The 23,448-nt window shown below is 35.5% G+C and carries 25 protein-coding genes; 7 read left to right on the top strand and 18 right to left on the bottom strand.

Annotation, left to right across the window (positions count from 1 at the left end; all coding sequences use genetic code 11):
- Positions 1–54 precede the first annotated feature (54 nt).
- From ACIGAM_RS07335 to rsfS, 7 genes are all read right to left on the bottom strand, one after another.
- Entirely contained in the window at positions 55–1,626 is a 1,572-nt protein-coding gene (locus tag ACIGAM_RS07335; protein WP_396510817.1) for a S41 family peptidase, read from the bottom strand.
- A 70-nt stretch (positions 1,627–1,696) separates the two neighbouring features.
- A complete protein-coding gene (locus tag ACIGAM_RS07340; RefSeq protein ID WP_028377600.1) occupies positions 1,697–1,969 on the bottom strand; it encodes an acyl-CoA-binding protein in 273 nt (90 codons plus the stop codon).
- Between the two features lie 6 nt (positions 1,970–1,975).
- Entirely contained in the window at positions 1,976–2,629 is a 654-nt protein-coding gene (locus tag ACIGAM_RS07345; RefSeq protein WP_396510818.1) for a phosphatidylserine decarboxylase family protein, read from the bottom strand.
- On the bottom strand, positions 2,619–3,422 hold the full coding sequence (locus ACIGAM_RS07350; RefSeq protein WP_028377602.1) for a phosphatidate cytidylyltransferase: 804 nt from the start codon (positions 3,420–3,422) through the stop codon (positions 2,619–2,621). The genes ACIGAM_RS07345 and ACIGAM_RS07350 overlap by 11 nt, the downstream gene beginning before the upstream one ends.
- Position 3,423: 1 nt before the next feature.
- Complete coding sequence (locus ACIGAM_RS07355) at positions 3,424–4,038, bottom strand: LUD domain-containing protein (RefSeq protein ID WP_396510819.1); 615 nt, start codon at positions 4,036–4,038, stop codon at positions 3,424–3,426.
- A gap of 105 nt (positions 4,039–4,143) precedes the next feature.
- A complete protein-coding gene (gene ftsH / locus ACIGAM_RS07360; RefSeq protein WP_396510820.1) occupies positions 4,144–6,129 on the bottom strand; it encodes an ATP-dependent zinc metalloprotease FtsH in 1,986 nt (661 codons plus the stop codon).
- A gap of 9 nt (positions 6,130–6,138) precedes the next feature.
- Entirely contained in the window at positions 6,139–6,510 is a 372-nt protein-coding gene (gene rsfS / locus ACIGAM_RS07365) for a ribosome silencing factor (protein ID WP_028377605.1), read from the bottom strand.
- An 84-nt stretch (positions 6,511–6,594) separates the two neighbouring features.
- Here rsfS and ACIGAM_RS07370 point away from each other — a divergent pair, with 84 nt between their 5' ends.
- Positions 6,595–7,323 carry a biotin--[acetyl-CoA-carboxylase] ligase gene (locus ACIGAM_RS07370; RefSeq protein ID WP_396510821.1) on the top strand — a complete coding sequence of 243 codons (729 nt, stop codon included), beginning with the start codon at positions 6,595–6,597 and terminating at the stop codon, positions 7,321–7,323.
- Here the strand turns inward: ACIGAM_RS07370 and ACIGAM_RS07375 are convergent.
- Positions 7,320–7,712 (bottom strand): SRPBCC family protein, encoded by a 393-nt coding sequence (locus tag ACIGAM_RS07375; RefSeq protein WP_396510822.1) that lies wholly within the window; start codon positions 7,710–7,712, stop codon positions 7,320–7,322. The two genes, ACIGAM_RS07370 and ACIGAM_RS07375, sit on opposite strands and share 4 nt — an antisense overlap.
- A 42-nt stretch (positions 7,713–7,754) precedes the next feature.
- The gene (gene pyrE / locus ACIGAM_RS07380; protein ID WP_396510823.1) at positions 7,755–8,402 is read right to left on the bottom strand and encodes an orotate phosphoribosyltransferase; all 648 of its coding nucleotides are present in this window, start codon (positions 8,400–8,402) and stop codon (positions 7,755–7,757) included.
- 7 nt (positions 8,403–8,409) lie between these two features.
- Between pyrE and ACIGAM_RS07385 the strand changes: the two genes are divergently transcribed.
- The gene (locus tag ACIGAM_RS07385) at positions 8,410–9,033 is read left to right on the top strand and encodes an NUDIX hydrolase (RefSeq protein WP_396510824.1); all 624 of its coding nucleotides are present in this window, start codon (positions 8,410–8,412) and stop codon (positions 9,031–9,033) included.
- Here the strand turns inward: ACIGAM_RS07385 and ACIGAM_RS07390 are convergent.
- From ACIGAM_RS07390 to ACIGAM_RS07400, 3 genes are read right to left on the bottom strand one after another with little or no spacing between them, the layout of a single operon-like run.
- A complete protein-coding gene (locus ACIGAM_RS07390) occupies positions 9,004–10,758 on the bottom strand; it encodes a M14 family metallopeptidase (RefSeq protein ID WP_396510825.1) in 1,755 nt (584 codons plus the stop codon). The genes ACIGAM_RS07385 and ACIGAM_RS07390 overlap by 30 nt on opposite strands.
- Positions 10,759–10,806: 48 nt before the next feature.
- On the bottom strand, positions 10,807–11,478 hold the full coding sequence (locus ACIGAM_RS07395; RefSeq protein WP_396510826.1) for a uracil-DNA glycosylase family protein: 672 nt from the start codon (positions 11,476–11,478) through the stop codon (positions 10,807–10,809).
- Positions 11,479–12,042 (bottom strand): thioredoxin family protein, encoded by a 564-nt coding sequence (locus ACIGAM_RS07400; protein ID WP_396510827.1) that lies wholly within the window; start codon positions 12,040–12,042, stop codon positions 11,479–11,481.
- 128 nt (positions 12,043–12,170) lie between these two features.
- Between ACIGAM_RS07400 and ACIGAM_RS07405 the strand changes: the two genes are divergently transcribed.
- Both ACIGAM_RS07405 and ACIGAM_RS07410 read left to right on the top strand, forming a co-directional pair.
- Positions 12,171–12,476 carry a hypothetical protein gene (locus tag ACIGAM_RS07405; protein ID WP_028377613.1) on the top strand — a complete coding sequence of 102 codons (306 nt, stop codon included), beginning with the start codon at positions 12,171–12,173 and terminating at the stop codon, positions 12,474–12,476.
- On the top strand, positions 12,476–12,814 hold the full coding sequence (locus tag ACIGAM_RS07410; RefSeq protein WP_028377614.1) for a tRNA-binding protein: 339 nt from the start codon (positions 12,476–12,478) through the stop codon (positions 12,812–12,814). Before ACIGAM_RS07405 ends, ACIGAM_RS07410 begins: the two co-directional genes overlap by 1 nt.
- 153 nt (positions 12,815–12,967) lie before the next feature.
- On the opposite strand, the gene ACIGAM_RS07415 is transcribed toward ACIGAM_RS07410, so the two are convergent.
- Positions 12,968–13,381: a DUF779 domain-containing protein gene (locus tag ACIGAM_RS07415; protein WP_396510828.1), complete on the bottom strand. Its 414-nt coding sequence runs from the start codon at positions 13,379–13,381 to the stop codon at positions 12,968–12,970.
- Positions 13,353–14,876: an aldehyde dehydrogenase family protein gene (locus tag ACIGAM_RS07420; protein ID WP_396510829.1), complete on the bottom strand. Its 1,524-nt coding sequence runs from the start codon at positions 14,874–14,876 to the stop codon at positions 13,353–13,355. Before ACIGAM_RS07420 ends, ACIGAM_RS07415 begins: the two co-directional genes overlap by 29 nt.
- Before the next feature lie 231 nt (positions 14,877–15,107).
- On the opposite strand from ACIGAM_RS07420, the gene ACIGAM_RS07425 reads away from it, so the two are divergent.
- Positions 15,108–16,016 carry an AraC family transcriptional regulator N-terminal domain-containing protein gene (locus ACIGAM_RS07425; protein ID WP_396510830.1) on the top strand — a complete coding sequence of 303 codons (909 nt, stop codon included), beginning with the start codon at positions 15,108–15,110 and terminating at the stop codon, positions 16,014–16,016.
- Here the strand turns inward: ACIGAM_RS07425 and ACIGAM_RS07430 are convergent.
- Entirely contained in the window at positions 16,013–16,507 is a 495-nt protein-coding gene (locus ACIGAM_RS07430; RefSeq protein ID WP_396510831.1) for a nuclear transport factor 2 family protein, read from the bottom strand. The genes ACIGAM_RS07425 and ACIGAM_RS07430 overlap by 4 nt on opposite strands.
- 50 nt (positions 16,508–16,557) lie before the next feature.
- Positions 16,558–16,932, bottom strand: a complete 375-nt coding sequence (locus ACIGAM_RS07435; protein WP_396510832.1) for a MauE/DoxX family redox-associated membrane protein — start codon at positions 16,930–16,932, stop codon at positions 16,558–16,560.
- Positions 16,933–17,213: 281 nt separating this feature from the next.
- Between ACIGAM_RS07435 and katG the strand changes: the two genes are divergently transcribed.
- Together katG and ACIGAM_RS07445 are read left to right on the top strand one after the other, a co-directional pair.
- Complete coding sequence (gene katG, locus ACIGAM_RS07440; protein ID WP_396510833.1) at positions 17,214–19,454, top strand: catalase/peroxidase HPI; 2,241 nt, start codon at positions 17,214–17,216, stop codon at positions 19,452–19,454.
- A gap of 111 nt (positions 19,455–19,565) precedes the next feature.
- Positions 19,566–19,718: a hypothetical protein gene (locus tag ACIGAM_RS07445; RefSeq protein ID WP_396510834.1), complete on the top strand. Its 153-nt coding sequence runs from the start codon at positions 19,566–19,568 to the stop codon at positions 19,716–19,718.
- 77 nt (positions 19,719–19,795) lie between these two features.
- On the opposite strand, the gene rlmF is transcribed toward ACIGAM_RS07445, so the two are convergent.
- Together rlmF and ACIGAM_RS07455 are read right to left on the bottom strand one after the other, a co-directional pair.
- On the bottom strand, positions 19,796–20,713 hold the full coding sequence (rlmF, locus tag ACIGAM_RS07450; RefSeq protein ID WP_396510835.1) for a 23S rRNA (adenine(1618)-N(6))-methyltransferase RlmF: 918 nt from the start codon (positions 20,711–20,713) through the stop codon (positions 19,796–19,798).
- Positions 20,714–20,861: 148 nt separating this feature from the next.
- A complete protein-coding gene (locus ACIGAM_RS07455; RefSeq protein WP_396510836.1) occupies positions 20,862–23,255 on the bottom strand; it encodes an erythromycin esterase family protein in 2,394 nt (797 codons plus the stop codon).
- Positions 23,256–23,448: the final 193 nt, after the last annotated feature.

Consider the following 23,448-nt stretch of genomic DNA (forward strand, 5'->3'; position numbering starts at 1 on the left):
TCAGGAATATATTGAGCGACCAGCTTAATGTATTCCTTTTTTTAATACACTATTTTATTCATTTGCAATCTCAATTGCTTTCTCTAAAATTTCGTCACGACCTTGTCTTAAACCTTCAAGTGTTGGTTTTACAATAACATCTATTTTCACTCCATCTCTTTGGCTTAGTGTTCCATCTGGGTACAAAACTCCATTGCCAGACATTGTAGTTTTAAATCCACCGAGATAATCAAATTTGACAACATCTCCATCTGCGCCAGCTGTTTGATTGCCTACTGTTACTACATTATCTGCTGTTTGAAATGCCATAGTTGTAAATTCAGAAAGACTTAAAGATCCTTCATTTACTAATACTATAATTTTACCTACAAACGCTTTTTTACTATCATTTGTCCTTAAATTGGTTTTGACAAATCTCGAAGGATAGTTTATATCGGGACAATAATATGTGGCGAAATGTTTCTTTTCTTGATTTAAGTATTCAGAAAATTTGTAATAAATAAACGAGGGGTAGTTTCTTAAATCAATTATTAGTGCGGTCTTATTTTTAAACGATTTAAAAATATCTTTAATGTCATCTTCTTTAACATTAGCCATATTAATATAACCTATCGCATCGCTTATAGATTTTGATTTAATCGATTTTGGATTGCTCCTGTAATTAAAATCATCAAAATCGTATCTTTTTGATTTAATGGTTCTAACAGAATTATTTCTGTTAATCGTTAAACTAATAGTATCTTCTAATCCCTTAAATATTTTGATGTATGCAAGTTTGAATTTGATATTAGAATTTGAGCCTGCAACATATTTGAGATTCTTCTGTGCTTCATTTTTAATATCTATATCATTCAATTTTAAAATGACATCTCCTAGCTGCAAGTTGTTGAGTTTAGCTAGAGAGTCATTATAAAAACCTGAAACAACCGCTTTATTGTCTATATGTGAAATTTTGATAGGTAGGTATTTTGACTTTTCTTCTGAGAATGTTATTGAGGCGTGGGTATCATCTAATTTTGCGATAAGTTCTTGTAGGACTAAGTGATATTCTTTTTTATTAGATGCGCTTCTAATTTTGGGTATCATTTCCTTTAAAACAGAATCCCAGTTTTGATCTGTTAAATACTTATAAGGGTAGAAGTATTCAATAATATTCCAGTATTTAAATAACCCTAACAGGCGATATTCTTCACCGGGATATTCAAAATTTTTATATTCCGGCTCATTAGTAACCTTAATGTTACCTACAGGTTGTATTTCTACATAAAATTGATCTACTTGAATTCTGTTTTTTTCTATGTATTCAAGTTTTAGAGAGAGTGATTTATTAAAGTTTATAGTATCATTGATCCACGATAAATCAAAATTCTCATCAAAATATATTCCTTTAGAATCACATTTTTGACAGTTTTTAATTTCACCTAAAATCTCAATCCAATCAATATAGATTTTAGAAAGTGACTCATTACTGGTGGCATTTAAAACTTTCGGAAGTTGGTCTATAAACTGTTGATCCCAGTTAAAGGTACCATTCGCTACTTCTGGGTGATAATATTTTAGAAACCCGTAAATTTTTGCAAATGATGCTAATTTTTCAGTTTCTGAAATTGTTTCTTGAGCATTCAAGAAATTAAATACAAATAATAAAAGCGAAATTGTTTTTTCATAAGAGTAGCAGCGAAAAAAACAATGTAAATTAATCAACTATATATTTAGCCACAAGCTTTATATATTCCTTTTTTGCTTCGGTAGCCGAGAGGCCTTTAATTTGAATAAGAGCATTGTATTTAAAGGCACTTCTGAGATCATTTTCCTTTAAATTTTCTACAGGAATAAGTTTGCTTTTATGATTGCCTTTTTTATAATAGGCGTAAAGTAACAACTGAATATCTGGTGGTAGTGCAGTCTTTGTATTACTGGCTCTTTCCGCAGCATTCTGAAAATCTTCATCCAATTTTTCTTTACTCAAAACGATTTACTTAAGAGTTGCTATAATACTTTGTGAACCCTTTACTTTCTGGTTTAATTTAACAGCCAGAGGCGTGCCTAGAGGTAAGTATATATCAACACGAGAACCAAACTTTATAAAGCCACTGTCTTCTCCTTTTACAGCATCATCACCTTCCTTAGCATAATTCACAATACGCTTCGCCAGTGCACCTGCTATTTGTCTATAAAGAACATCTCCAAAACTCGTAGAGCGAACTACAACAGTTGTGCGTTCATTTTCTTCTGAGGCCTTAGGGTGCCAGGCAACCAGATATTTTCCAGGGTGATATTTACTGTATACCACTTTTCCGCTAACAGGATATCTAGTAACGTGAACATTTAGAGGTGACATAAAAACAGAAACCTGAAGGCGTTTTTCTTTAAAAAATTCTTTTTCAAAAACTTCTTCAATAACTACAACTTTCCCGTCTACGGGAGAAACAACATCTTGTGTAGTAACATCGGCTATTCTGCCCGGATTTCTAAAAAACTGAAGAATCAAAAGTAGGAATATGACTAAAGTGGCATAGCATACATACTGAAGCCATACGGGAGAAACCCAGGTTTGAGTACTTATAAAACCTATTGCTACGATAATAATCGTAATTATAATAATAGTGTAACCTTCTTTATGAAACATATTCAAAAACAATTAAAACCAGATAAATAAATGGACTAGCAAAAAGTATACTATCTAAGCGATCATATAAACCACCGTGCCCGGGCATTAGCGTACCGCTATCTTTTACTCCGGCTTCGCGTTTTAATTTAGATTCTATTAGATCACCAAAAGTCCCTAAAGTACTCATTACTACAGCAAGTGAAAGCCAAATATTAAAATTGAGGCTTCCGGTAAATTTATGAATAAAATAACTGGCAATACAAGCGAAAACTAAACCGCCAAAAAAGCCTTCGATCGTTTTCTTAGGAGATATACTTGGAAACAATTTATGTCTTCCAAAACTCTTACCTACGATATAAGCAAAAGTGTCATTCGTCCATATTAATATAAAAAGACCAGCAACTGTATATGGTGAAAATTCATCTCCGTGAGAAGGAAGCAGTGTAAGAAATACAAAGCTCGAAATGATATAAAATATGGTTATATGTAATTTCTGAAGCTTGCCATACTTTCTAATCTTCTCACTAAATAAGTTTTTCATTAGGTAAAGGCCGGTAGCAACTGTAAACCCAAGTAGAATTAAAGTAGTGATTTTAGATACTTTATAGTAACTAAAAAATAGGATAAATGCTATTAGAATGAGATAAGTATACCAAAATTGAAAACCTATTAGTCTAAGAAATTCACGTAGAGTGATAATCCCAAAAAGCAAGAACAAAAGTATATACCATTTTTCAGAATAGAGAATTGAAAATAGCAGTATAATGACATACAAAAGGCCGGAAAGTGCTCTTACAGTAAGTTCGCGCATACTATAAATCTTCTAGTAGCAGTAAGTAAAGATTTTTTGCACTGCTACCATAAGACATAAAATCTTTAGGACCCTCTTTAGGTTCAAAGTTTTTTATGGTTGTAATATTAGTAGGTATATAGCCGGTATTTTTCTTTTTAATACCTCTTAGGCCCTCACCAATACTATTTACAATCTGGCTGGTTGTTGCAAAAATCACGAAATTTTGAGGAAGCTCTTTTAGCTTTTTCTCCTTAATTTGGTTGGAGGAGATAAGTAAACTACCATCATCTGCAATTAAATTTTCACAGGTAGATAGCATAAATTTTGACTCGGTTTCGGTGCCGTACTTCAAGTTGTAGTTTGTGAAGAGACTTTCTAGCTTCTCATCAAGGCAATAAACAGCTTGCTCATACCAGTCATTTTCCAGTAAGATATTGTCAAAACTCTCATGCACTTCATCCATATCAACGCAGTACAAAAACTTACCGCCGTTTAAAATAAAATGTTTTGTAAATCGCTCATCAGCAGGTGCGCTAACATCTGGCATGTATTTACCGCGCTCAGATTTTGAGGTTCCTGGCTTATCAGATTCTTCTGAATTTTTTGGTTTAAAAATTTTATCGAAAATACTCATAAATGAGTGTGTATGCTTATGTTATAAGGTGTTTATCAAATATAAAAAATCTTAACTCAACAAAGCGTTAAGTTAAGATTTAAAATTCTTAGCACCAGGAGTCGTTTAGTTCTCGCTTACAGGAAGGGTATTTTCCTGTACTTGTTGTTCTATACCTTCTGGCTTGTCATATGGGCGCTTACCAAATATTTTTTCAAGATTATCTTTGAAGATCACCTCTTTATCTAATAATACGGCAGCAAGCTCATTTAATTTATCTTTATTTTCTTCAAGAATACTAATAGCTCTTTGATATTGCTCTTCAATAATTTTTGAAATTTCTTTATCAATTAACTCAGCTGTTTTCTCACTATAAGGCTTACTGAAATTGTATTCATTTTGCCCCGAAGAATCATAATAAGTTAAGTTACCTATGGCATCATTTAGACCGTAAGTAGTTACCATCATACGGGCTTGTTTTGTCACTTTTTCAAGATCACTTAACGCACCTGTAGAAATTTTGTCAAAAGTCACTTTCTCTGCTGCACGACCACCCATAGCGGCACACATCTCATCAAGCATTTGCTCAGGACGCACGATTAAACGCTCTTCTGGTAGGTACCAAGCAGCTCCTAGTGAACGACCACGAGGTACAATAGTTACTTTGACTAAAGGAGCTGCGTGTTCAAGCATCCAGCTTACTGTTGCGTGACCTGCTTCGTGAAAAGCAATTGCTTTTTTCTCGTCTGGAGTAATAATTTTGTTCTTCTTTTCAAGACCACCTACAATACGATCTACTGCATCTAAAAAGTCTTGGCGGCCTACAGCAGTTTTTTCTTGACGTGCTGCGATTAATGCAGCTTCATTACAAACATTTGCAATATCTGCACCTGAGAAGCCAGGAGTTTGCTTAGCCATAAACTTAGTGTCAAGTTCATCTGCGACCTTTTTAAGGGGTCTTAAATGCACTTCAAAAATTTCTTCACGTTCACGTACATCAGGAAGATCTACATAAATCTGACGGTCAAAACGACCTGCACGCATAAGGGCAGTGTCTAGAACGTCTGCGCGGTTTGTTGCGGCAAGTACAATTACATTTGTATTTGTACCAAAACCATCCATTTCCGTTAGAAGTTGGTTAAGTGTATTTTCACGCTCATCATTAGAACCGCTAAAATTTGCTTTTCCTCGTGCTCTACCTATAGCATCAATCTCATCAATAAAAATAATAGCAGGAGATTTTTCTTTAGCCTGTTTAAATAAATCTCTAACACGTGAAGCACCTACTCCTACAAACATCTCTACAAAGTCTGAACCTGATAGTGAGAAGAAGGGCACTTTAGCTTCACCGGCAACAGCTTTAGCTAATAATGTTTTACCTGTTCCAGGAGGTCCTACAAGCAGTGCTCCTTTAGGAATTTTACCTCCTAAATTTGTATACTTGTCTGGATTCTTTAAAAAATCTACAATCTCTTGCACTTCTTCTTTAGCACCTTCTAGACCTGCAACATCCTTAAAGGTTGTTTTCACATCTATTTTCTCATCAAAAAGTTTTGCTTTAGATTTTCCAATATTAAATATCTGGCCACCTGCGCCACCTGCGCCGCCAGAAGACATTCTCTTCATAATAAATATCCAGATACCTATAATAATAGCTATGGGTAAAAGAGTGATTAAAATGTCACCCATTATATTACTGTCTGGAGGTAGTACTTTTCTAGAGATATAAATACCTTGGTTTTCTTCAATCTTTGCAAGTTGATCTGTTAAATCTTCAAGCGTAGCATATCTATATTCATAATTAGCGCCAGAATCAGAACTCAATAACGACATGCCGTTATCTGTTGGTTTGGCGTGAATTTCTTTCTTAGCAGCCTCTTCGGTAAGATAGATGTATGCTATTTGCTTAGATTTATTAATATCTATGCGCTTAACATCACCTTCTTTGGCAAAGGTCATTAATTGGTTTTCAAGTATCTCTTTAGGATTACCGTAATCAGAACTACTGCTGAAAAAGTTTAATGCTAAGAAAACTAAAATTATTGCGGTATATATCCACCAGGCACTAAACTTAGGTTTATTAGGAGCCGGCTTTTTTGATTTATCTGCCATCTATATGTTTTAATAATTTGTTTCAATTGATGTTACCTTGGCATCTCCCCAAAGGCTTTCAATGTCATAATATTCTCTAATGTGTTTTTGAAAAACGTGCACAACAACATTCACATAATCCATAAGCACCCATTCAGAATTCTGCAATCCTTCTACGTGCCAGGGCTTATCCTTAATTTTCTTGCTTACCGTTTTTTGAATTGAATTTACAATGGCAGAAACCTGAGTATTTGACGTACCATTACAAATGATAAAGTAGTCGCAAACCATGTTTTCTATCTCCCTAAGGTCTAATATATCAATATCTTGACCTTTTACCTCTTCAATCCCTTCTAGAATAGTTGTAATTAGTAGATCTGTACTTACTTCTTTTTTGGCCATTAAATCTTTTTTAGTCTGACAAAGTTATTACAATTTTGTCTGATAGTGTTTTTTGTAATAACATTTAAGCTATTCATTTATTTCATGAAGATAGTCAAACTTAATGCCACAACCTCAACAAATACCTACTTGCGAGCGTATACGAGAAAGCTTGACATTAAGGATGACACAATAGTATGGGCAACTGAGCAAAGTGCAGGTAAGGGGCAACGCGGTGCATATTGGGAGTCTGAAAAGGATAAAAACCTCACATTTAGTGTGTTTAAAAGGATTGAAGGGCTACGTGCAGATAGACAATTCTATATAACAATGGCAACTTCTTTAGCTATTTATGAAGCACTACAAGAGCTAGGAATAAGTCAACTTTCTGTGAAATGGCCTAACGACATATTGGCAGGAAGATCAAAAATTTGCGGAGTGCTAATCGAAAGTGTTATTCGCAACGGTCTTTATGCTGTGATTATAGGTATTGGGGTTAATGTTAATCAAAAGATATTTACACGCGCACCCAGAGCAACTTCAATACTTTTAGAAACAGGAAAGCACCACCAGCCTGAAGAAATTATGAAGATGCTAATTTCAAAATTTTATCATTATGTTGATTTAGTTACAAAGAGCGAATTTGCAGGGCTCAAGGCAGACTATGAAGCTAAACTTTTTAGAAAAGATAAAGCATCAACATTTGAGTTGCCAAGTGGTGAACTCTTCACCGGTATAATTAAAGAAGTGTCTAAAACGGGAAAGCTCATCCTCCAAATAGAAGATGAGCTTTTAAAAGAATTTGATCTTAAAGAGCTTAAGTTACTTTATTAGATATTTTGCAAGTTCTCTGTAAGGGTTTGTATAAACTTTGTAATAGGTGCTTTGATCATCATAGACATCATTGCATTAAACTCACCTTCAAACTCAAAATAAGCTTCACTGCTTTGATCTGTGAGTTCTTTAATATTTGCAGTAAGTGTAAATGGAAGTTTCTCACTCGCCGCACCCAAAACTACTTTGTTATATGGAATACTATTTTTTAATTCTAAAACAATATCTGGCATTCCTTTTAAAGCAAATAAGAAGCGCTTATCGCTTAAGATCTCAAACTTACTAATGCTGTCTGGCATCAACTGTTTGTAATTGTTAACATCATTTAAAAAAGCGAATACTACTTCAGGGCTTTTGTCAATTGTCTTTTTAGGGCTTTCTATGAACATAGTTTTGTATTAAACTGTAATTTAAGTTTGGTTTATTATTAATTATACCACTGCTTCCCAAGTGTCTGGAGAAAGACGCCAAGATTGCAACGTGAGTTTTTCTTTTTCAGATATGTAACGTGTATCTAAAGCCTGCTCGAGTAAATGCTCGTAGTCACTTAAAGTGTAAAGATCTAAATCATACTTTTTAAAATTTTCTAGAGCAACATCAAAGCCATAAGTAAAAATGGCAAGCATTCCTTTAACATTAGCACCAGCTTCTTTTAAAGCGTCAACAGCCATAAGGCTACTTTTTCCCGTACTTATAAGGTCTTCAACGACAAAAACAGTTTGCCCAGAATCTAATTTACCTTCTATTTTGTTTTGTCTTCCGTGTTTTTTAGCTTCAGGACGTACATAAACAAACGGTACATTTAGATAGTCTGCAACCAGCATTCCTATACCTATTGCTCCCGTCGCCACACCTGCAATCACATCTGGTTTTCCATACAAATGCTCAATTTGCTGCGCAATATTCTCACGTAAGTAGTTGCGTATCTGAGGGTAAGAGAGAGTAATGCGGTTATCGCAATAAATTGGAGACTTCCAGCCACTGGCCCAAGTGAAGGGATTTTGTGGTTGTAATTTAATTGCATTAATTTGCAATAACAACTCAGCCGTTTTTTTGGCTGTTTCCTTTTTTAAAATCATGGTACAAATGTATAAAGTTTTTGTAAATGATGTGCCCATTATACTTTCAACTGAAAAGTATATTGGTGCAAATTACACATCAATTCCCTTAAAACGTGCAAAAATTAAAAGCATTATTAAACAAGTAAATCTAGGTGACCTCACGCATATAAATTTGTACCATCCTAAAGGTGAGAAATTACTTAAGTTTTTAAAGAAAAAGCTTCCCGTAGTTATCGCCGGTGGCGGAATGGTTTACAATAAAAATTCAGAAATTTTATTCATAAAGCGCAATGGTAAATGGGATCTTCCTAAAGGTAAATTAGAGAAGAATGAGACCATTGAAGAATGCGCTGTGCGTGAGGTTGAAGAAGAGACCGGGTGTAAAGATATTGTTTTAGTAGAACACATTACAACTACCTATCACATCTTTAAGCGTAATAATAAATTTAAGCTGAAAGAAACCTACTGGTATAAAATGACTACTACATTTGAAGGTGTTCTAGAACCACAACCCTCTGAAGGTATAAAAAAGGTGCGCTGGAAAAATTTTGAAAAATCTCAAAAGGCACTTTCTAAGTCTTATGAAAATATAAAACTCCTGTTCCCTAAAGAATATTTACTACTCAATCCTAAAGATAGGGTAGCGTAGGTGGGCTTCTTCATAATTAGGAGATTTCTTATGAAGCCAATCTAATTGAGCATACCAGTTATTACTAAAATCTTGATCTACTTGTTTTTTGGTTTCAAACTCGTTTCTTAGGTCTGGATTACTGTCAAGCAATTCCTGCGCTTTGTCTTCCCATACGTAAGGAGAAAAACCTTCTTTTTGCTGTAAAATGGTATCAAAATAGTTCCAATTAAAGAACGAGTCTACAGCCGCAGGCTCTAACGTTTCTAATAAATAACGCAGTCCAGATTGTGCTGTTTCTACTATGTGATCTCCTTCTTTAAATCTAATTTTTGTAGTGCTTTTCTCAACCTGGGTTGCTGAATGCAGATAATGCCCTTCATAAGGTGTAGATCGTGTGCTGTAATTTGCAATATGATAAACAGTAACGGTTATAGTTGTATCCTTTTTTAAGGTGTTATATCTAATTTTATTTTCTTTTAGACGAGCTATTATATGACTATAGGCTTGTGGTATTATATAAGATTTAGGAATGACAATAGAGTCAGTAGGTTTAATATAATTATAATAAGTCACTTCCCTAGAAAAAGGGGCTTTTCTATCATATTTTAAGCGTTGTAAACCGGTTACAGTACTCGTAATTTGGTTCCCCTCAAAGCCCTTAAAATTGAATTGTGTGGTTCTTGAACTGTCAATAACAAAGTTGGTAACGTAAGGTTTGCCGGTGAAGTTTCCGCTATGGTAAAGAGAATCAATTTTAAACCGCATCATTTTGATCTTTGCAGCATCTTTTGATGCGATATTCAGCATAGTTTTCATTAGTTCATAGGTGCCTTCAACTCTGGGTTTATAAGGTTTTAGCATATGTGTTTCTACCATCATTCCTAGAGTATTCCATAAGGTAGAATAGCCGGTAGAATATCTGGGATAATCCATAAATTGAGAAAAACCTGTCTCGGGAACTTCATTAAATACATTTACATAGGGTGTAATAGGCCAGCCTTTTGCTTCTAAATTTTTTTCTAGCTGTGGGTGCATTTCTGTATGTAAATACGCACCTAGTTGTCCGCCCAGTTTGTTGTGCTGGGTGAATAAATGGGTGAGCACGTACTGATAATCTGCGCCGTTACTCACGTGGTTATCTATGAATACATCGGGATTTATTAGGTGATAAACTTCAGCAAAACTGCGTGCATTTTTTGTGTCTGCTTTTATAAAATCTCTGTTTAAATCATAATTGCGCGCGTTACCTCTAAACCCATATTCTTCAGGACCATTTTGATTTGTGCGACTGATGCTGTTGCGATTAAGTGCACCGCCTATGTTGTAAACTGCAATTGCACCAACCCAGATATTTTGAGGGGTTTCAATTCTCCCACTTGCTAAATCACGCATCAGCATCATCGTGGCGTCAATACCATCTGGTTCACCGGGATGAATACCATTATTTATAAGTACACGAAGAGCGTTTTTATTTTCAGAAAATTCAGACTCCAGACTGCGGTCAGGATTGTAAGTGATAAGCGTTAACGGCAAACCGCTATCGGTCTCGCCTATCTCGTAGGTCTTAATAGAGACATAAGCAGAATCTAGCTGTTTGTAGTAAGATATCACATCAGCATATTCAGGAGTTCGTGTCCCTTTACTTTTTTCGAATTGAGTTTCTAAATCAAAATCTTCGGGTTTTGGTTTTTCCGCACAGGCAATAAATACAACCACTATAAAACTGAATAGATAGAATTTCATCTGAAAATAGAATTTGAATTTAAAAATAGTAATAAATCTAGTTTGAGACTAATCAATGGGTTCACGTTTAAAAAAAGGACGGTATTGATTTACCCTAAAATCAAAAGTAGTAAATGATGGGTCAATGTCTTTTTGTAATTGGTAAGCCTTCATACTTCCTATCGCTCTGTTAGCAGCGCCCGAAGGAGCTGTAAGTGATACGGTTTTAATGCTTCGATTTTGAAGTTTGAATTGATGAATACGTGGTACAGTTGCAGAGACAACTTCTAATTTGATCCCGTATTCTTTTACCTGTCGGCGAAAAAAATATTCAGGACCATTTTTACTGTTTCCACCGGTAAAAATTAAGGTGTCTATTTGTGAGAATTCATGGAGATAGCCAATCAAATCACGCAGTTCTACGGCCTGCATCCCAAGATCTGATGCATCAATCTTCTCGCGTTTTGCAGAAGCTACAATATCACACACTCCAATTTTTTGTTTTTTGAGAAAATTGAGCCGTTGATCTATGGCAAATGTAGAATTATCATAAACAAGATTAAGATTAAAGATACGATCAAGTATGGGCCAAAGCATACCATTTTTACTCCCATAACAGAAGTCAACATCCTCTTTTAACAGTTCACCTGTTGTAAAGCGCGGCGGTGGCAATGTTCCCACAATGAGTTTTGTCGCTTCTTCAAGATTAAAAGGTAGATATGGGTGAATATGGTTAAACATTTAATGGCTCTCTTTCCATTTTATACCACATCCTATACTTGGCTTTTGTAGCTCGTTTTGCTTGCGATTATTAAAGATATTGTCTAATGCCTCTCTAAAATCTCTTCCGTTTACGGGGATGCCATTGCCGGGGAGGGAATCATCAAGCTGACCTCTATATACTAATTTTAATGCTGCATCAAACAAATAAAAATCTGGTGTACAGGCGGCATTATATGCTTGAGCAACTTCCTGACTCTCATCGTATAAATAAGGAAATGAATAATTGTATTTATGCGCAGTATCACGCATTAGCCAGGGGCTGTCTTCTGGATACTTCTCAACATCATTGCTGCTTATCGCTACAAAGCCAAAACCTAAGACCCGGTAGTCATTTGCAATACGTACAATCTCATCATTTACATGTTTAACAAAAGGGCAGTGGTTGCATAAAAACATAACTACCGTGCCCAGTTCGCCAGCCGCATCAACCAGAGTTACATGCTTATTAGTAAGTGGGTTTAGCAAAGAAAAAAATGGGGCGATGGTTCCTAATTGAAGCATATTAGATTGTGTTCTTGCCATAATGCGTGTAGGTTATTAATATACCAGATTAGTAGTAAAAGGAGTATAAAGTTACAAATACTAAAGTTGTTTTAATTTTTTGGGTGCTCAGTAACCCCTTTGTAACTTTAAAATTAAATCTAATAATTATGAAAAATACATATAGTTCGCTTTCAGTAGCAATAGAAGATTTACAAGATAAAGGATACACGGTAGATTTTAACCTTGTAGATGAGGGTATTGAATCGAAGCATCTTAAAAAAACCTGGAGCGCAGCTCAAATAGAAGTAGAAGAGGCTTTTAGATTTGAAGGGATGACTAATCCCGGTGATAATAGTGTTCTCTACGTGATAAATACAAAAAGTGGAGAGAAAGGTCTACTCGTAGATGCTTATGGTGCTTACAGTGGTCAAATTTCTCAAGAAATGATTCAAAAATTGAAAATTGAATATTAATGCAGAATGATCTCAGTTGGTCAGAATTTGAGCGCGTTGAAATGCGTGTAGGTACTATATTGACCGTTAGTGATTTTCCGGAAGCTAATAAGCCGGCATTTCAATTGCAAATTGATTTTGGTGATAGTATAGGAATTCGTAAAACTTCTGCTCAAATAAGATCAAAATATGAGCGTACTGAATTAGTAGGTAAGCAAGTAGTTGCAGTAGTTAATTTCCCAAAGAAACAGATTGCTAACTTTATGAGCGAGTGTCTTATTTTAGGAGCTGTTGATGGTAGTGCTGTAACTCTACTAAGTCCTGATCTTCCTGTTGAAAATGGATTACGCATAGGTTAGTCTTTGCGATAGCGATAGCAGCGGCATCCTTTTTTGAGCCTGTGGCAAAAAAAAGATATAGCGAATAGCGCGGTGATCTAGCAATCGCCAAAAAACTAAAAACCCACAATTTTATTAAAATGTGGGTTTTACTATTTTTATATACCAATTAATCTAATGTTCTCCACTACGCGTAGGACTCAGATCTTGCGCTTCTTCGGCAGTATATAATCTGGATTTGATTACAAACCGTATTCCTAACGGAATTTCTAAAGAAAAGCTAGAACCTCTACCCGGAGTGGTATCTATAGTTAACTGAGTATGTTTCCAATATTCAAATTGATCTTTAGACATGAAAAACTCACAGCCGTGTACAGTTCCCAGATAAACATCTGTTTCATTAATCATAAGATCACCTTTAGGGAAACACATAGGTGAGGAGCCGTCGCAACAGCCGCCACTTTGATGAAACATTAACTCACCGTGTCGCTCTCGTAACTCATCTATAATTTTAATTGCTGCCGCTGTGGCAGATACACGTTGTGTCATAAATTTTAATTTAGAAAAAGCCCATTGCTTTTTTGTCATAAGAAATTAGCATATTTTTTGTCTGACGGTAATGAGATAACATCATTTTATGGTTTTCACGTCCTATACCAGACTTTTTATAACCACCAAAGGGAGCGTGAGCAGGATAATTATGATAGTTATTTACCCAAACACGACCGGCTTTAATGCCTCTTGAGATCTGATAAGCTTGATGTGTATCACGAGTCCAAACGCCTGCACCAAGACCATATAAAGTATCATTAGCGATCTCAATAGCTTCAGCCTCATCTTTAAAAGATGTTACACAAAGCACAGGGCCAAAAATTTCTTCTTGAAAAACGCGCATTTTATTATTGCCTTTTAAAATAGTAGGTTGAATATAAAAACCACCTTCAAGTCCCTCGTTGTACGCTGATTCTCCACCACAGAGTACTTCTGCGCCTTCTTCTTTACCAATACTTATATAGTTTAAAATTTTCTCGTATTGGTCGTTAGAAGCCTGAGCTCCCATCATAGTATCAGGACTTAACGGGTGTCCCAGTTTGATGGCTTTTGTACGATCTACCACACGTTCTAAGAATTTTTCATAAATACTTTCCTGCACCAGCAATCGAGAAGGACAGGTACAAATCTCACCTTGATTTAGAGCAAACATTACCGCACCTTCAAGACATTTGTCAAAGAAATCATCGTCTGCATCCATAACGCTTTCAAAGAAAACATTAGGAGACTTACCTCCTAATTCTAAAGTAACCGGTGTGATATTTTTAGAAGCATATTGCATAATAAGTTGGCCGGTTGTGGTTTCTCCTGTAAATGCAATTTTATCTATACGCGGGCTAGAGGCGAGAGGCTTTCCGGCTTCAGCTCCAAAACCGTTTACAATATTAAGTACACCTGCCGGCAAAATACCTTCAATTAACTCCATCAAAATAAGTATACTCACAGGAGTTTGTTCGGCCGGTTTTAGAACCACGCAATTACTTGCGGCAAGAGCAGGAGCAAGTTTCCAAACAGCCATTAAGATTGGAAAATTCCAGGGGATAATTTGACCTACGACACCTAATGGTTCTGTTATATTGAGGGCTACAGTATTGCTGTCTAATTCACTAACGGAGCCTTCTTCTGCACGTATAACCCCGGCAAAATACCGAAAATGATCTACAGCAAGTGGTAAATCTGCCGCACGGGTTTCACGTATCGCTTTACCATTATCCCAGGTTTCAGCCCGAGCAAGTGTTTCTAAATTTTGCTCCATCACATCTGCAATTTTAAGAAGTAAATTACTGCGATAGGCTGCAGCAGAGCTGTTCCATTGTGGGGCAGCTTCCCAGGCCGCGTCTAGAGCTTTCTCGATATCTTCTGCAGTAGAGCGCGGTATTCTGGTGAAGTTTGCGCCATCTACCGGTGATACATTATCAAAATATTCACCTTTTATAGGAGCTGTCCATTTTCCTCCTATAAAGTTTTCATATTGATCTTTAAATTTAGGCTTCTCGACAACGTTTGCGGAAGCAGTCTTTACATCGCTCATAATGAATTTTTTTAGTTATAGTTTAATTTTTTGAGTTGTGCTGAGTAGGGTAAATGGTAGCGCACTTATTAGTCTTATAAAGTTAAAAATCATTTAGGGAAAACGACTGACCTATACTATTAAAACAATGTACTATTCTATCAAATAGTGTTAATGTGTTAAAATATAGCTTCTTAAATTGTATATTTAGTATTGTAAGCGGTGTTAGTATGAGAATGTTATATTTTGAAGATGCAATTATCTGAATCATTTTTTAAAAACAGAAAGCTTGAAAATCTGGTCGAAAACCAGACTTCATATACGTTAAATAATGCGGCTATGCACGTCTTTGAAACTCACGCACAGGCAGAGCGTGTTTTGCTGCAGTTTGATAAACCGGTTTTAGCAAGTATGCTTCGCGGAAAGAAAATTATGCATCTGCGCAATCACAATAGTTTTGATTTTTTACCGAGTGAATCACTCATCTTACCTGCAGATGAATTGATGTGTATAGATTTTCCTGAAGCTCAGGATCATAATCCTACGCGATGTCTGGCAATGGCAATCGCTGAGGATAAGATTAAAAAGGTGGTTAATCTTATGAATGAGAATCTAACTAAAGACGATGGTAGTGAATGGAGTTTAATGGATTATAATTTTCATTTTACAAATGATACCGGTATCTATCAGATTTTACAACGCCTCTTATTCCTGTTTACCGAGAATCACCCCTCTAAAGATTTTTTTGTAGATAATATGCTTCAGGAACTTATCGTACGTATTCTGCAAACAAATAACCGTAAAATCTATACAGATAAGGCTTTAAAATTGAATAGTAATAGCAGGCTTGCTTTTATCATACAATATATTAGAGATCATATTAACGAGTCTCTTTCCGTAGAACTGTTAAGCAAACAGGCGTGTATGAGTGAGTCTAACTTTTATAAGGTTTTTAAAAATGAACTGGGCATTTCTCCTATTGATTATATAAATACAGAGCGTATAAAGTTAGCGGTAAGCTTACTTCAGAATCCAGATCGTAAAATTAAAAATATATATCAGGAATGTGGCTTTGAAAGCCGCTCCTATTTTAATAGAGTGTTCAAACGAATGAAAAATATGTCTCCTGGTGTTTTTCAGACTTCAATGACCAGCCATTAAGATGTTTCTTCTTTAAAGCTCCGCATATTTTGCAGGTATCCTGAGAGTGATTTGCTAGATTGCTGCTGTATTTTTAATTTCATAGCATTAGACCATCCCAGAATTAAACCTTTAAACCCAATCGCTTGCCGTGACCAGCGCCAAAGGTTAAAATGATCTGTATGTTGTAATATTTTACCGTTTTGAAAGTAAAATGTTCCTACTACGTGATTTACAACTTTACGTTTTTTAGAGCCAAATAAATAAGTAGCTGTCCATTTTGCACTTCCGTTATAGTCGTTAGCTTGTATATCACTATAGCTTATCTCCAGATTACTTCCTCCACGTTCTATAAGCATAAACCACATTGCTCGTGCACGGTCTCCTTTAATATTACCAAAAGCGGGATCTGTAAAAGTGACGTTTTTACCATAGCAGGCGGTCATTTTCTCTGGGTCGTGAGCTTTAAACGCACTGTAAAATGTTTCTAGAACTTCTTCGTTAGGATGCATTGAAAAGTAGTATTGAGCGTTTTTAACGTATTAATTTAAACGCAAGGTAACTAGAAAAGAGGTTTAATTTTAGCTCTATTTTCATAAAGCATCCACAGATTAATTCCCATTAAAATAATTCCCATTAATAAACCATCTGGAATATTTATAAGGTTTATTAAAAGTACTCCCACTAGTACGGGAAAAATCATCACATAACCTAAAGCCTGTGTACGGGGTATCATTACAAGTATTCCTGCTATGATCTCTACAATTGCTACTAATGGTAATAACCAACCAAAACTTAATAATGCAGCAAACAAATCTTGCGCTTCTTGTGGTAAATCTTCAGGCATAGGCATATAATCAAAAAATTTATTGAGGCCAGAATTGATAAAAAGGAGCCCAAAGAGAATACAAACGATATTAATAATTTTACGTTTCATACAAGTATTGGCTGATTCTTAATGATTAGGTTAATTACGTTTGTGAAGTTTTGTGTAAATTTCTAATGTTGATTATAAATTTAATATTTTAATACATTTGATGTTGATATTCAGATAGAAAGATTTGAGTCTTATCAAATAATGACAATTATGTAAAACCACATCAATCGTTGTAAATAGAATTAATCTATGTAAACATAAAAAGTATAAATTATAATTATACTTAATTTTGCACAAAATTAAAGTTCTTTACCATCTCTAAAAGTAAAATTCAATCTAATATGGAAAATCAAAATAATCATGATCGTGGCGCAGACGGGAAAGTCTGGGACGTAAATGACTCAGAAGCAAAATGTCCTTTTTTAAGTGGTGAAATGCATCACACAACCGGAGGAGGAACAACAACCAGAGACTGGTGGCCAAATCAACTTAAATTAAGTATTCTACGTCAAAATTCAGAATTGACAAACCCAATGGATCCTGATTTTAACTACGCTGAAGAATTTAAGTCTTTAGACTTAGCCGCAGTTAAACAAGATCTACATCATCTAATGACAGATAGCCAGGACTGGTGGCCTGCAGATTATGGTCATTATGGTCCATTTTTTATACGTATGGCTTGGCATGCTGCCGGTACTTATCGTATTCAAGATGGTCGCGGCGGTGGTGGTTCTGGGCAACAGCGTTTTGCACCATTAAATAGCTGGCCAGATAACGCAAATCTTGATAAAGCACGATTATTGCTTTGGCCTATTAAAAAGAAATATGGTAAAAAATTATCATGGGCAGATTTACTTATCTTGACAGGTAACGTAGCTCATGAGTCTATGGGACTAAAAATGTTTGGTTTTGCAGGTGGTCGTGAAGACGTTTGGGAACCGGAAGAAGTATACTGGGGAGCAGAATCAGAGTGGTTAGGTAATGAAGATCGTTATGCTGACGGTGATTTAGAAAAACCATTGGGTGCTGCGCATATGGGTCTTATTTACGTAAATCCAGAAGGTCATAATGCAAATCCAGATCCTGTAGAGGCTGCTCATTATATTAGAGAAACATTCGGCCGTATGGCGATGAATGATTATGAGACAGTTGCGCTAATTGCAGGAGGTCATACATTTGGTAAGACGCACGGTGCAGCAGACCCTACTGTGTATGTAGATGCAGAACCTGCTGCTGCAGGTATCGAGGCACAAAGTATGGGATGGAATAACAGATATGGTACCGGTAAAGGAGCAGATACCATCACAAGTGGTCTTGAAGGAGCGTGGACAGATACACCAGTACAATGGAGTCATACGTACTTTAATAACCTTTTTGGTTATGAGTGGGAGTTAACAAAGAGTCCTGCAGGAGCACACCAGTGGAAACCGGTTAACGATGGTGGAGCAGGTACTGTGCCAGATGCGCACGACCCTTCTAAAAAGCACGCACCTTTCATGTTGACAACCGATCTTTCTTTAAAAATGGATCCTGAGTATGAAAAAATATCAAGACATTTTCATAAGAATCCACAGGAATTTGCAGACGCCTACAGCCGCGCTTGGTTTAAATTAACGCACCGTGATATGGGACCTAAAGAGCGTTATTTAGGACCAGAAGTTCCGCAGGAAGAATTAATATGGCAAGATCCAATTCCTGCTGTTGATCACGAGTTAATAAATGATGAAGATATTGCGGGATTAAAATCTACTATATTAAATAGTGGATACTCAGTTTCAGAATTAGTAGCTACAGCCTGGGCTTCAGCTTCTACTTTTAGAGGTTCAGACAAGCGTGGTGGAGCTAATGGAGCACGCGTACGTCTAGCACCTCAAAATAGATGGGAAGTTAACAACCCACAGCAATTACAAGCTGTTCTAAACACACTAGAAAGTATTCAGAATGATTTTAATACTGCGCAAGGCGGAAATAAAAAAGTTTCTCTGGCAGACCTTATTGTTTTAGCAGGATCTGCAGCTGTAGAGAAGGCTGCTAGCGATGCAGGATATTCTGTTAATGTACCGTTTACAGCTGGTAGAGCAGATGCTTCGGCAGAGCAAACAGATGCAGAAGCATTTGAAGCTTTAGAGCCTATAGCAGATGGTTTTAGAAACTATTTAAAGGAAGGTGTAAAAATCACTGCTGAAGAATTATTATTAGATAAAGCGAACCTACTTACGCTTACAGCTCCTGAAATGACTGTGTTAGTAGCAGGTATGCGTGTATTGAACACCAACTTTGATGGTTCTAATAAAGGAGTGTTTACAGAAAATCCGGGAACACTTTCTAATGATTTTCTTGTAGCAATTACAGACTTAGGTACAACTTGGAAAGCGACTTCAGACTCAGATGCAATCTTCGTAGGGAGCGATCGCAAAAGTGGTGAAGTTAAATATACAGGAACCCGTGCAGATTTAATTTTTGGATCTAACAGTGAGTTAAGAGCACTGGCTGAAGCGTATGCTGCAGACGATGCTAAAGAGAAATTTGTTCACGATTTTGTTAAGGCCTGGTATAAAGTAATGAATTTAGACCGTTACTAATCTCTTGTAATTTAAGATGTGTAAAAGGCGACCCGAGGGTCGCCTTTTTTAATTTAACGAGCTCTTAACCGCATGTTGGTCACCAGTTCATTAAATTGAATTTAAAAGAAAATGAGTGATTTAAAGAAAGAGAATTTAGTAAACAGAGCACCCGCAGATATGCATGGCGGTGAAGGAATACGATTTACAGAAGATCAATTGGCTAAAAAAGAGGCTAGAGAAAAAGAGAACCCCCGCGATGATAAAAAGCTTAAAGACAAATAGTTTTGTCTGTAAATGAGAAAAAATCTAATAAAAAAAACAGCCGTTAAGGCTGTTTTTTAGTTTACAATGCTATAAACCTATTCTCGAAAAGACCAGGCTACAATACGGCTTGATTTATTACCGGTTCCCATTGGGATGGTTTTTAATTGTTTAACTTCAGCTTTTCTAAGTTGCTTATAAATACGTTTTAAATTGTCTTGCTTAGAGACTAAAGTCGTAAACCATTTGCATTGCGTGCCTCTGGTTTTACTCTGTTTAATCATTATTTTAATAAATTCTGCCTCACCACCTTCTGTGATTAATTCATTACTTACGCCTGCAAAATTTAATTCGGGTTTTGAGTTTTTAGCACCAGTAAGATTTTCTGTTTTTCTACGGGTTCCTTTTAATGCCTCTTCTTGAGATGCGTGAAAGGGTGGGTTGCACATCGTAAAATCAATCGTATCATCAGGATTAAGAATACCATTAAAAATACTATCTGCATTTTTTTGTAGGCGCAATTCGATTTTCTCTTTTAATGAATCGTTAGCTTCTATAATTTTTTCTGCGGAAGCTATAGAGTTTGCATCAATATCTGTAGCTATAAAACTCCAGTCATATTCGGTAACACCTAGAATAGGATAAATTAAACTCGCCCCCGTACCTATGTCAAGCCCTTTTATGTGATTACCTTTTTGGAGTTCGCCAGTACCTTCACTCAATAAATCGGCAATAGCGTGTAAATAATCTGCCCGTCCCGGTATCGGCGGACAAAGATTAGCATCAGGGAAATTCCAGTTTTCTATACCGTAGTAATGCTTAAGTAAAGCTTGATTGAGTAGTTTCACAGCTTCAGCACTTGCAAAATCAATAGATTCTGTACCGTACTTATTGGGTTTTATATGATTTCCTAATTCTGGAACCACGGTTACTAAAGCTTTTAAATCATACGGTTCGCGATTGCGATTGCGTACGTGTAACGTAGATTTTAAAGGCGTTTTTTTAGATCTAGACATACATAATTAGTTAAGTGGCTAAGGTGCGAAGATACTCCTACTTGCATCTTTTTGTTAAGGAATATTAGAATGAGGTGATAAATAATTACAGGATAACCATCGTTCTAATTAATACGGAAATTAACTCCTCTCGTATTTCGTTACTTACTTAATTTAAAAATAACGGCAATTTTTCTTCATAAAATGTATCCCAAAACTTTTGAGAATATGCTACCCGGTACAAAGAGTTTTCTTTCTTGTTGTTGTATTCATAATACTCTATTTCCTCAGGATTATTTATTTCAAAATCAAATAAATGAGAGTCCATTTCTATAATAGAATTCTGTGATTTATTTTGTTTGGAAACACTCTCAAGGTAACGGCTATTATAGAAGTTTGTAGCATAATATACAGCGTCATTATTTATATCTGAATACGTGCACTTGTTTTCCTCCTTACTTAGTAATGCAATCTTATCTCGTAATTGAGTATTATTTTTTGCATATATATCTAATTCTTCTTTATCTAATGCTGTTTCCCAATTCTCAATAACTTTTACAATTGCAAAACTTCCTTTTTTAATATAAACTTTACCAGAGTATTTTGTGGGGTAACTTCGGTTTGTATAATTCCATTTATCTCGTTCTGTTGAGAAAGCAATAATATATAAGCCTTCATCTTCCGCTTGAGTAGACGTTACAAATTTCAGATCGAATTTCTTATACTTTCGTTTATGTAAAATATTGGCATACCTAATAGCATTCTGCCGGTATGAAAAAAATTGTGAAGAGGTACTAATTTTTTCAGGGAACAAATTTTTATTCCATTTTATTTGTTCTACACGTTGTGTAATAACATAGGGTGATAAGTAGCCGCGATCATAATCTTTTGAAAGCATTTCAAAATCTACTTTTGTGGTATCATTTACGTTAGTAATAACCCTACCATACCTTTTGAAGTTAAAAGGTTGTACAGGATGATTCTTCTCTTTATTATAGACTGCCTTTTTCAATACCGCTTTAGGAGATAAAAAGCCTTTTATTATAACTTCAGTAAGTTCTTGGAATTTTGGCGTTAAATATAATTTTTCGGCTAGATTTTCAAGTTTAATAGATTGGGGTTCAAAGCCCATAGAAGAGATGCTTACTAAGGCTTTTTTAATCTGATCGCTGCGAACAGGAACTTCAAAAAAACCGTTTTCATCTGCAACTCTGTAAATCTCTTCTTTTTTTAATACAAGCGTAGCAAAAGGTATGGGTTCTTTATTTTGACTGTTCAGTACTTGCCCTTTAAACAGTCTATGAGTTCCGTTACTAATTGGTTTTATAGTCTCAACTAATTCTGGGGTTTCTGCACTATTAGTTTCAGTAGTATTTTTATGTTTGGGTAGAGTAGCAGCGGCAAGAAATAGGTAACCATCATGCAATTGATCTAACCGAGCAGAAGTAAAATCTACAAAATCTAAAATTCTGGTTTGCTTTGGAGTGTGCATCGCTTTTTGCTCTGATGATATAAATAAGAAAGGTTCATTAAAGCTTCGCAATTGATCTTCAAATGAGTTTTTGAGAACAGGTGTCTGCTCCCATTTTTGAGTACCTGTGTCAAATAGAGAGTCATTTGCATGTATAGTAGCAAGACTATAAACATTTTTTTTAAGAGCATGTTTAATGTGCGTTCCCATAGATATGAATGCACTGCTTACAGGCTTTGTAATACTACTGTTGTCATTTATAACATGAATGTTATCAGCCCAAATTATCAATTTTTCATTAGGGTTTTTGGCGATATAACTCAATAAGTTGTCTGCCATTTGTTTGTCACGTATGTTGTGATTTTTATTTCCGAAATCTGTAGTTAAAATTGGTTGTCTATTCTGATTTGCATCTTGTGAACTTGCAAGCAGATTTTTAGTAAACTGTAGCCAGTAATAATTTGTTTCAGTAGTTTCTAGTCTTTCAATTTTCTGAATTACTCTTTTAAGCTCTTTTTCATATGACACATAGTTAATGTCTTCTTCTTCAATAGTTCCATTATCTAAAATGCCTTCTATAATTATGCCTAAGTCATCTTGATCTAGTTTGAGTTCTATTGTCGTGCTTTCACAGTAGTCGTAAAAATCTTCGATAAAGTCTGATGTATTCAAAAATTGAGAATCAAAACCTATAACTTTAATTTGATTTTTTTCTATATAATCAATCACTCTTTGAAACTCTACCGAAGCAGACCACACTCCCCAGATAGCTTCTTTAAAATCAAATGGTGTAAAGCCTTTCTGGTTCATCTTCCAAAGGTCATACATAGGGGCTTCCATGGCTATAGTGGTAAAACCTAATTGCTTGTGTGCATACTCTACAACTCTGGCTTTCATTTCAAAAATGTTGCCATACATATGCGTTAATTCTCCCAGCATAAGGTGATCAACTCCTTGTAACTCATCATTCAAAAACTCAAGATCAGAAAGATCTGATGATTCCGGAGGGTTAAGTTTAACTGTCTGGAGTTCTTGAGCAAGAGTGATGCTAATATTTAGGAGGAAACTAATCGTAAATAGTACTTTTTTCATTTGTTAGTGCTAATTAGAGAGTATATTTTAATTTTACATAAAGACAGAATCTTGAAGAGTAGCGTTGCAGGTTCAATCGCAATAGGGAAGTGATTTATTTAGAAAATCTACCAATTTTATCTATTAACTATATGGCAGTCTTGTCTTTTTCTCTCAAAATGATGATGCGTTCTTAATTAAGTAACTCTCTAAA

The organism is Leeuwenhoekiella sp. NPDC079379, from assembly GCF_044542075.1.
Taxonomy (GTDB): Bacteria; Bacteroidota; Bacteroidia; order Flavobacteriales; family Flavobacteriaceae; genus Leeuwenhoekiella.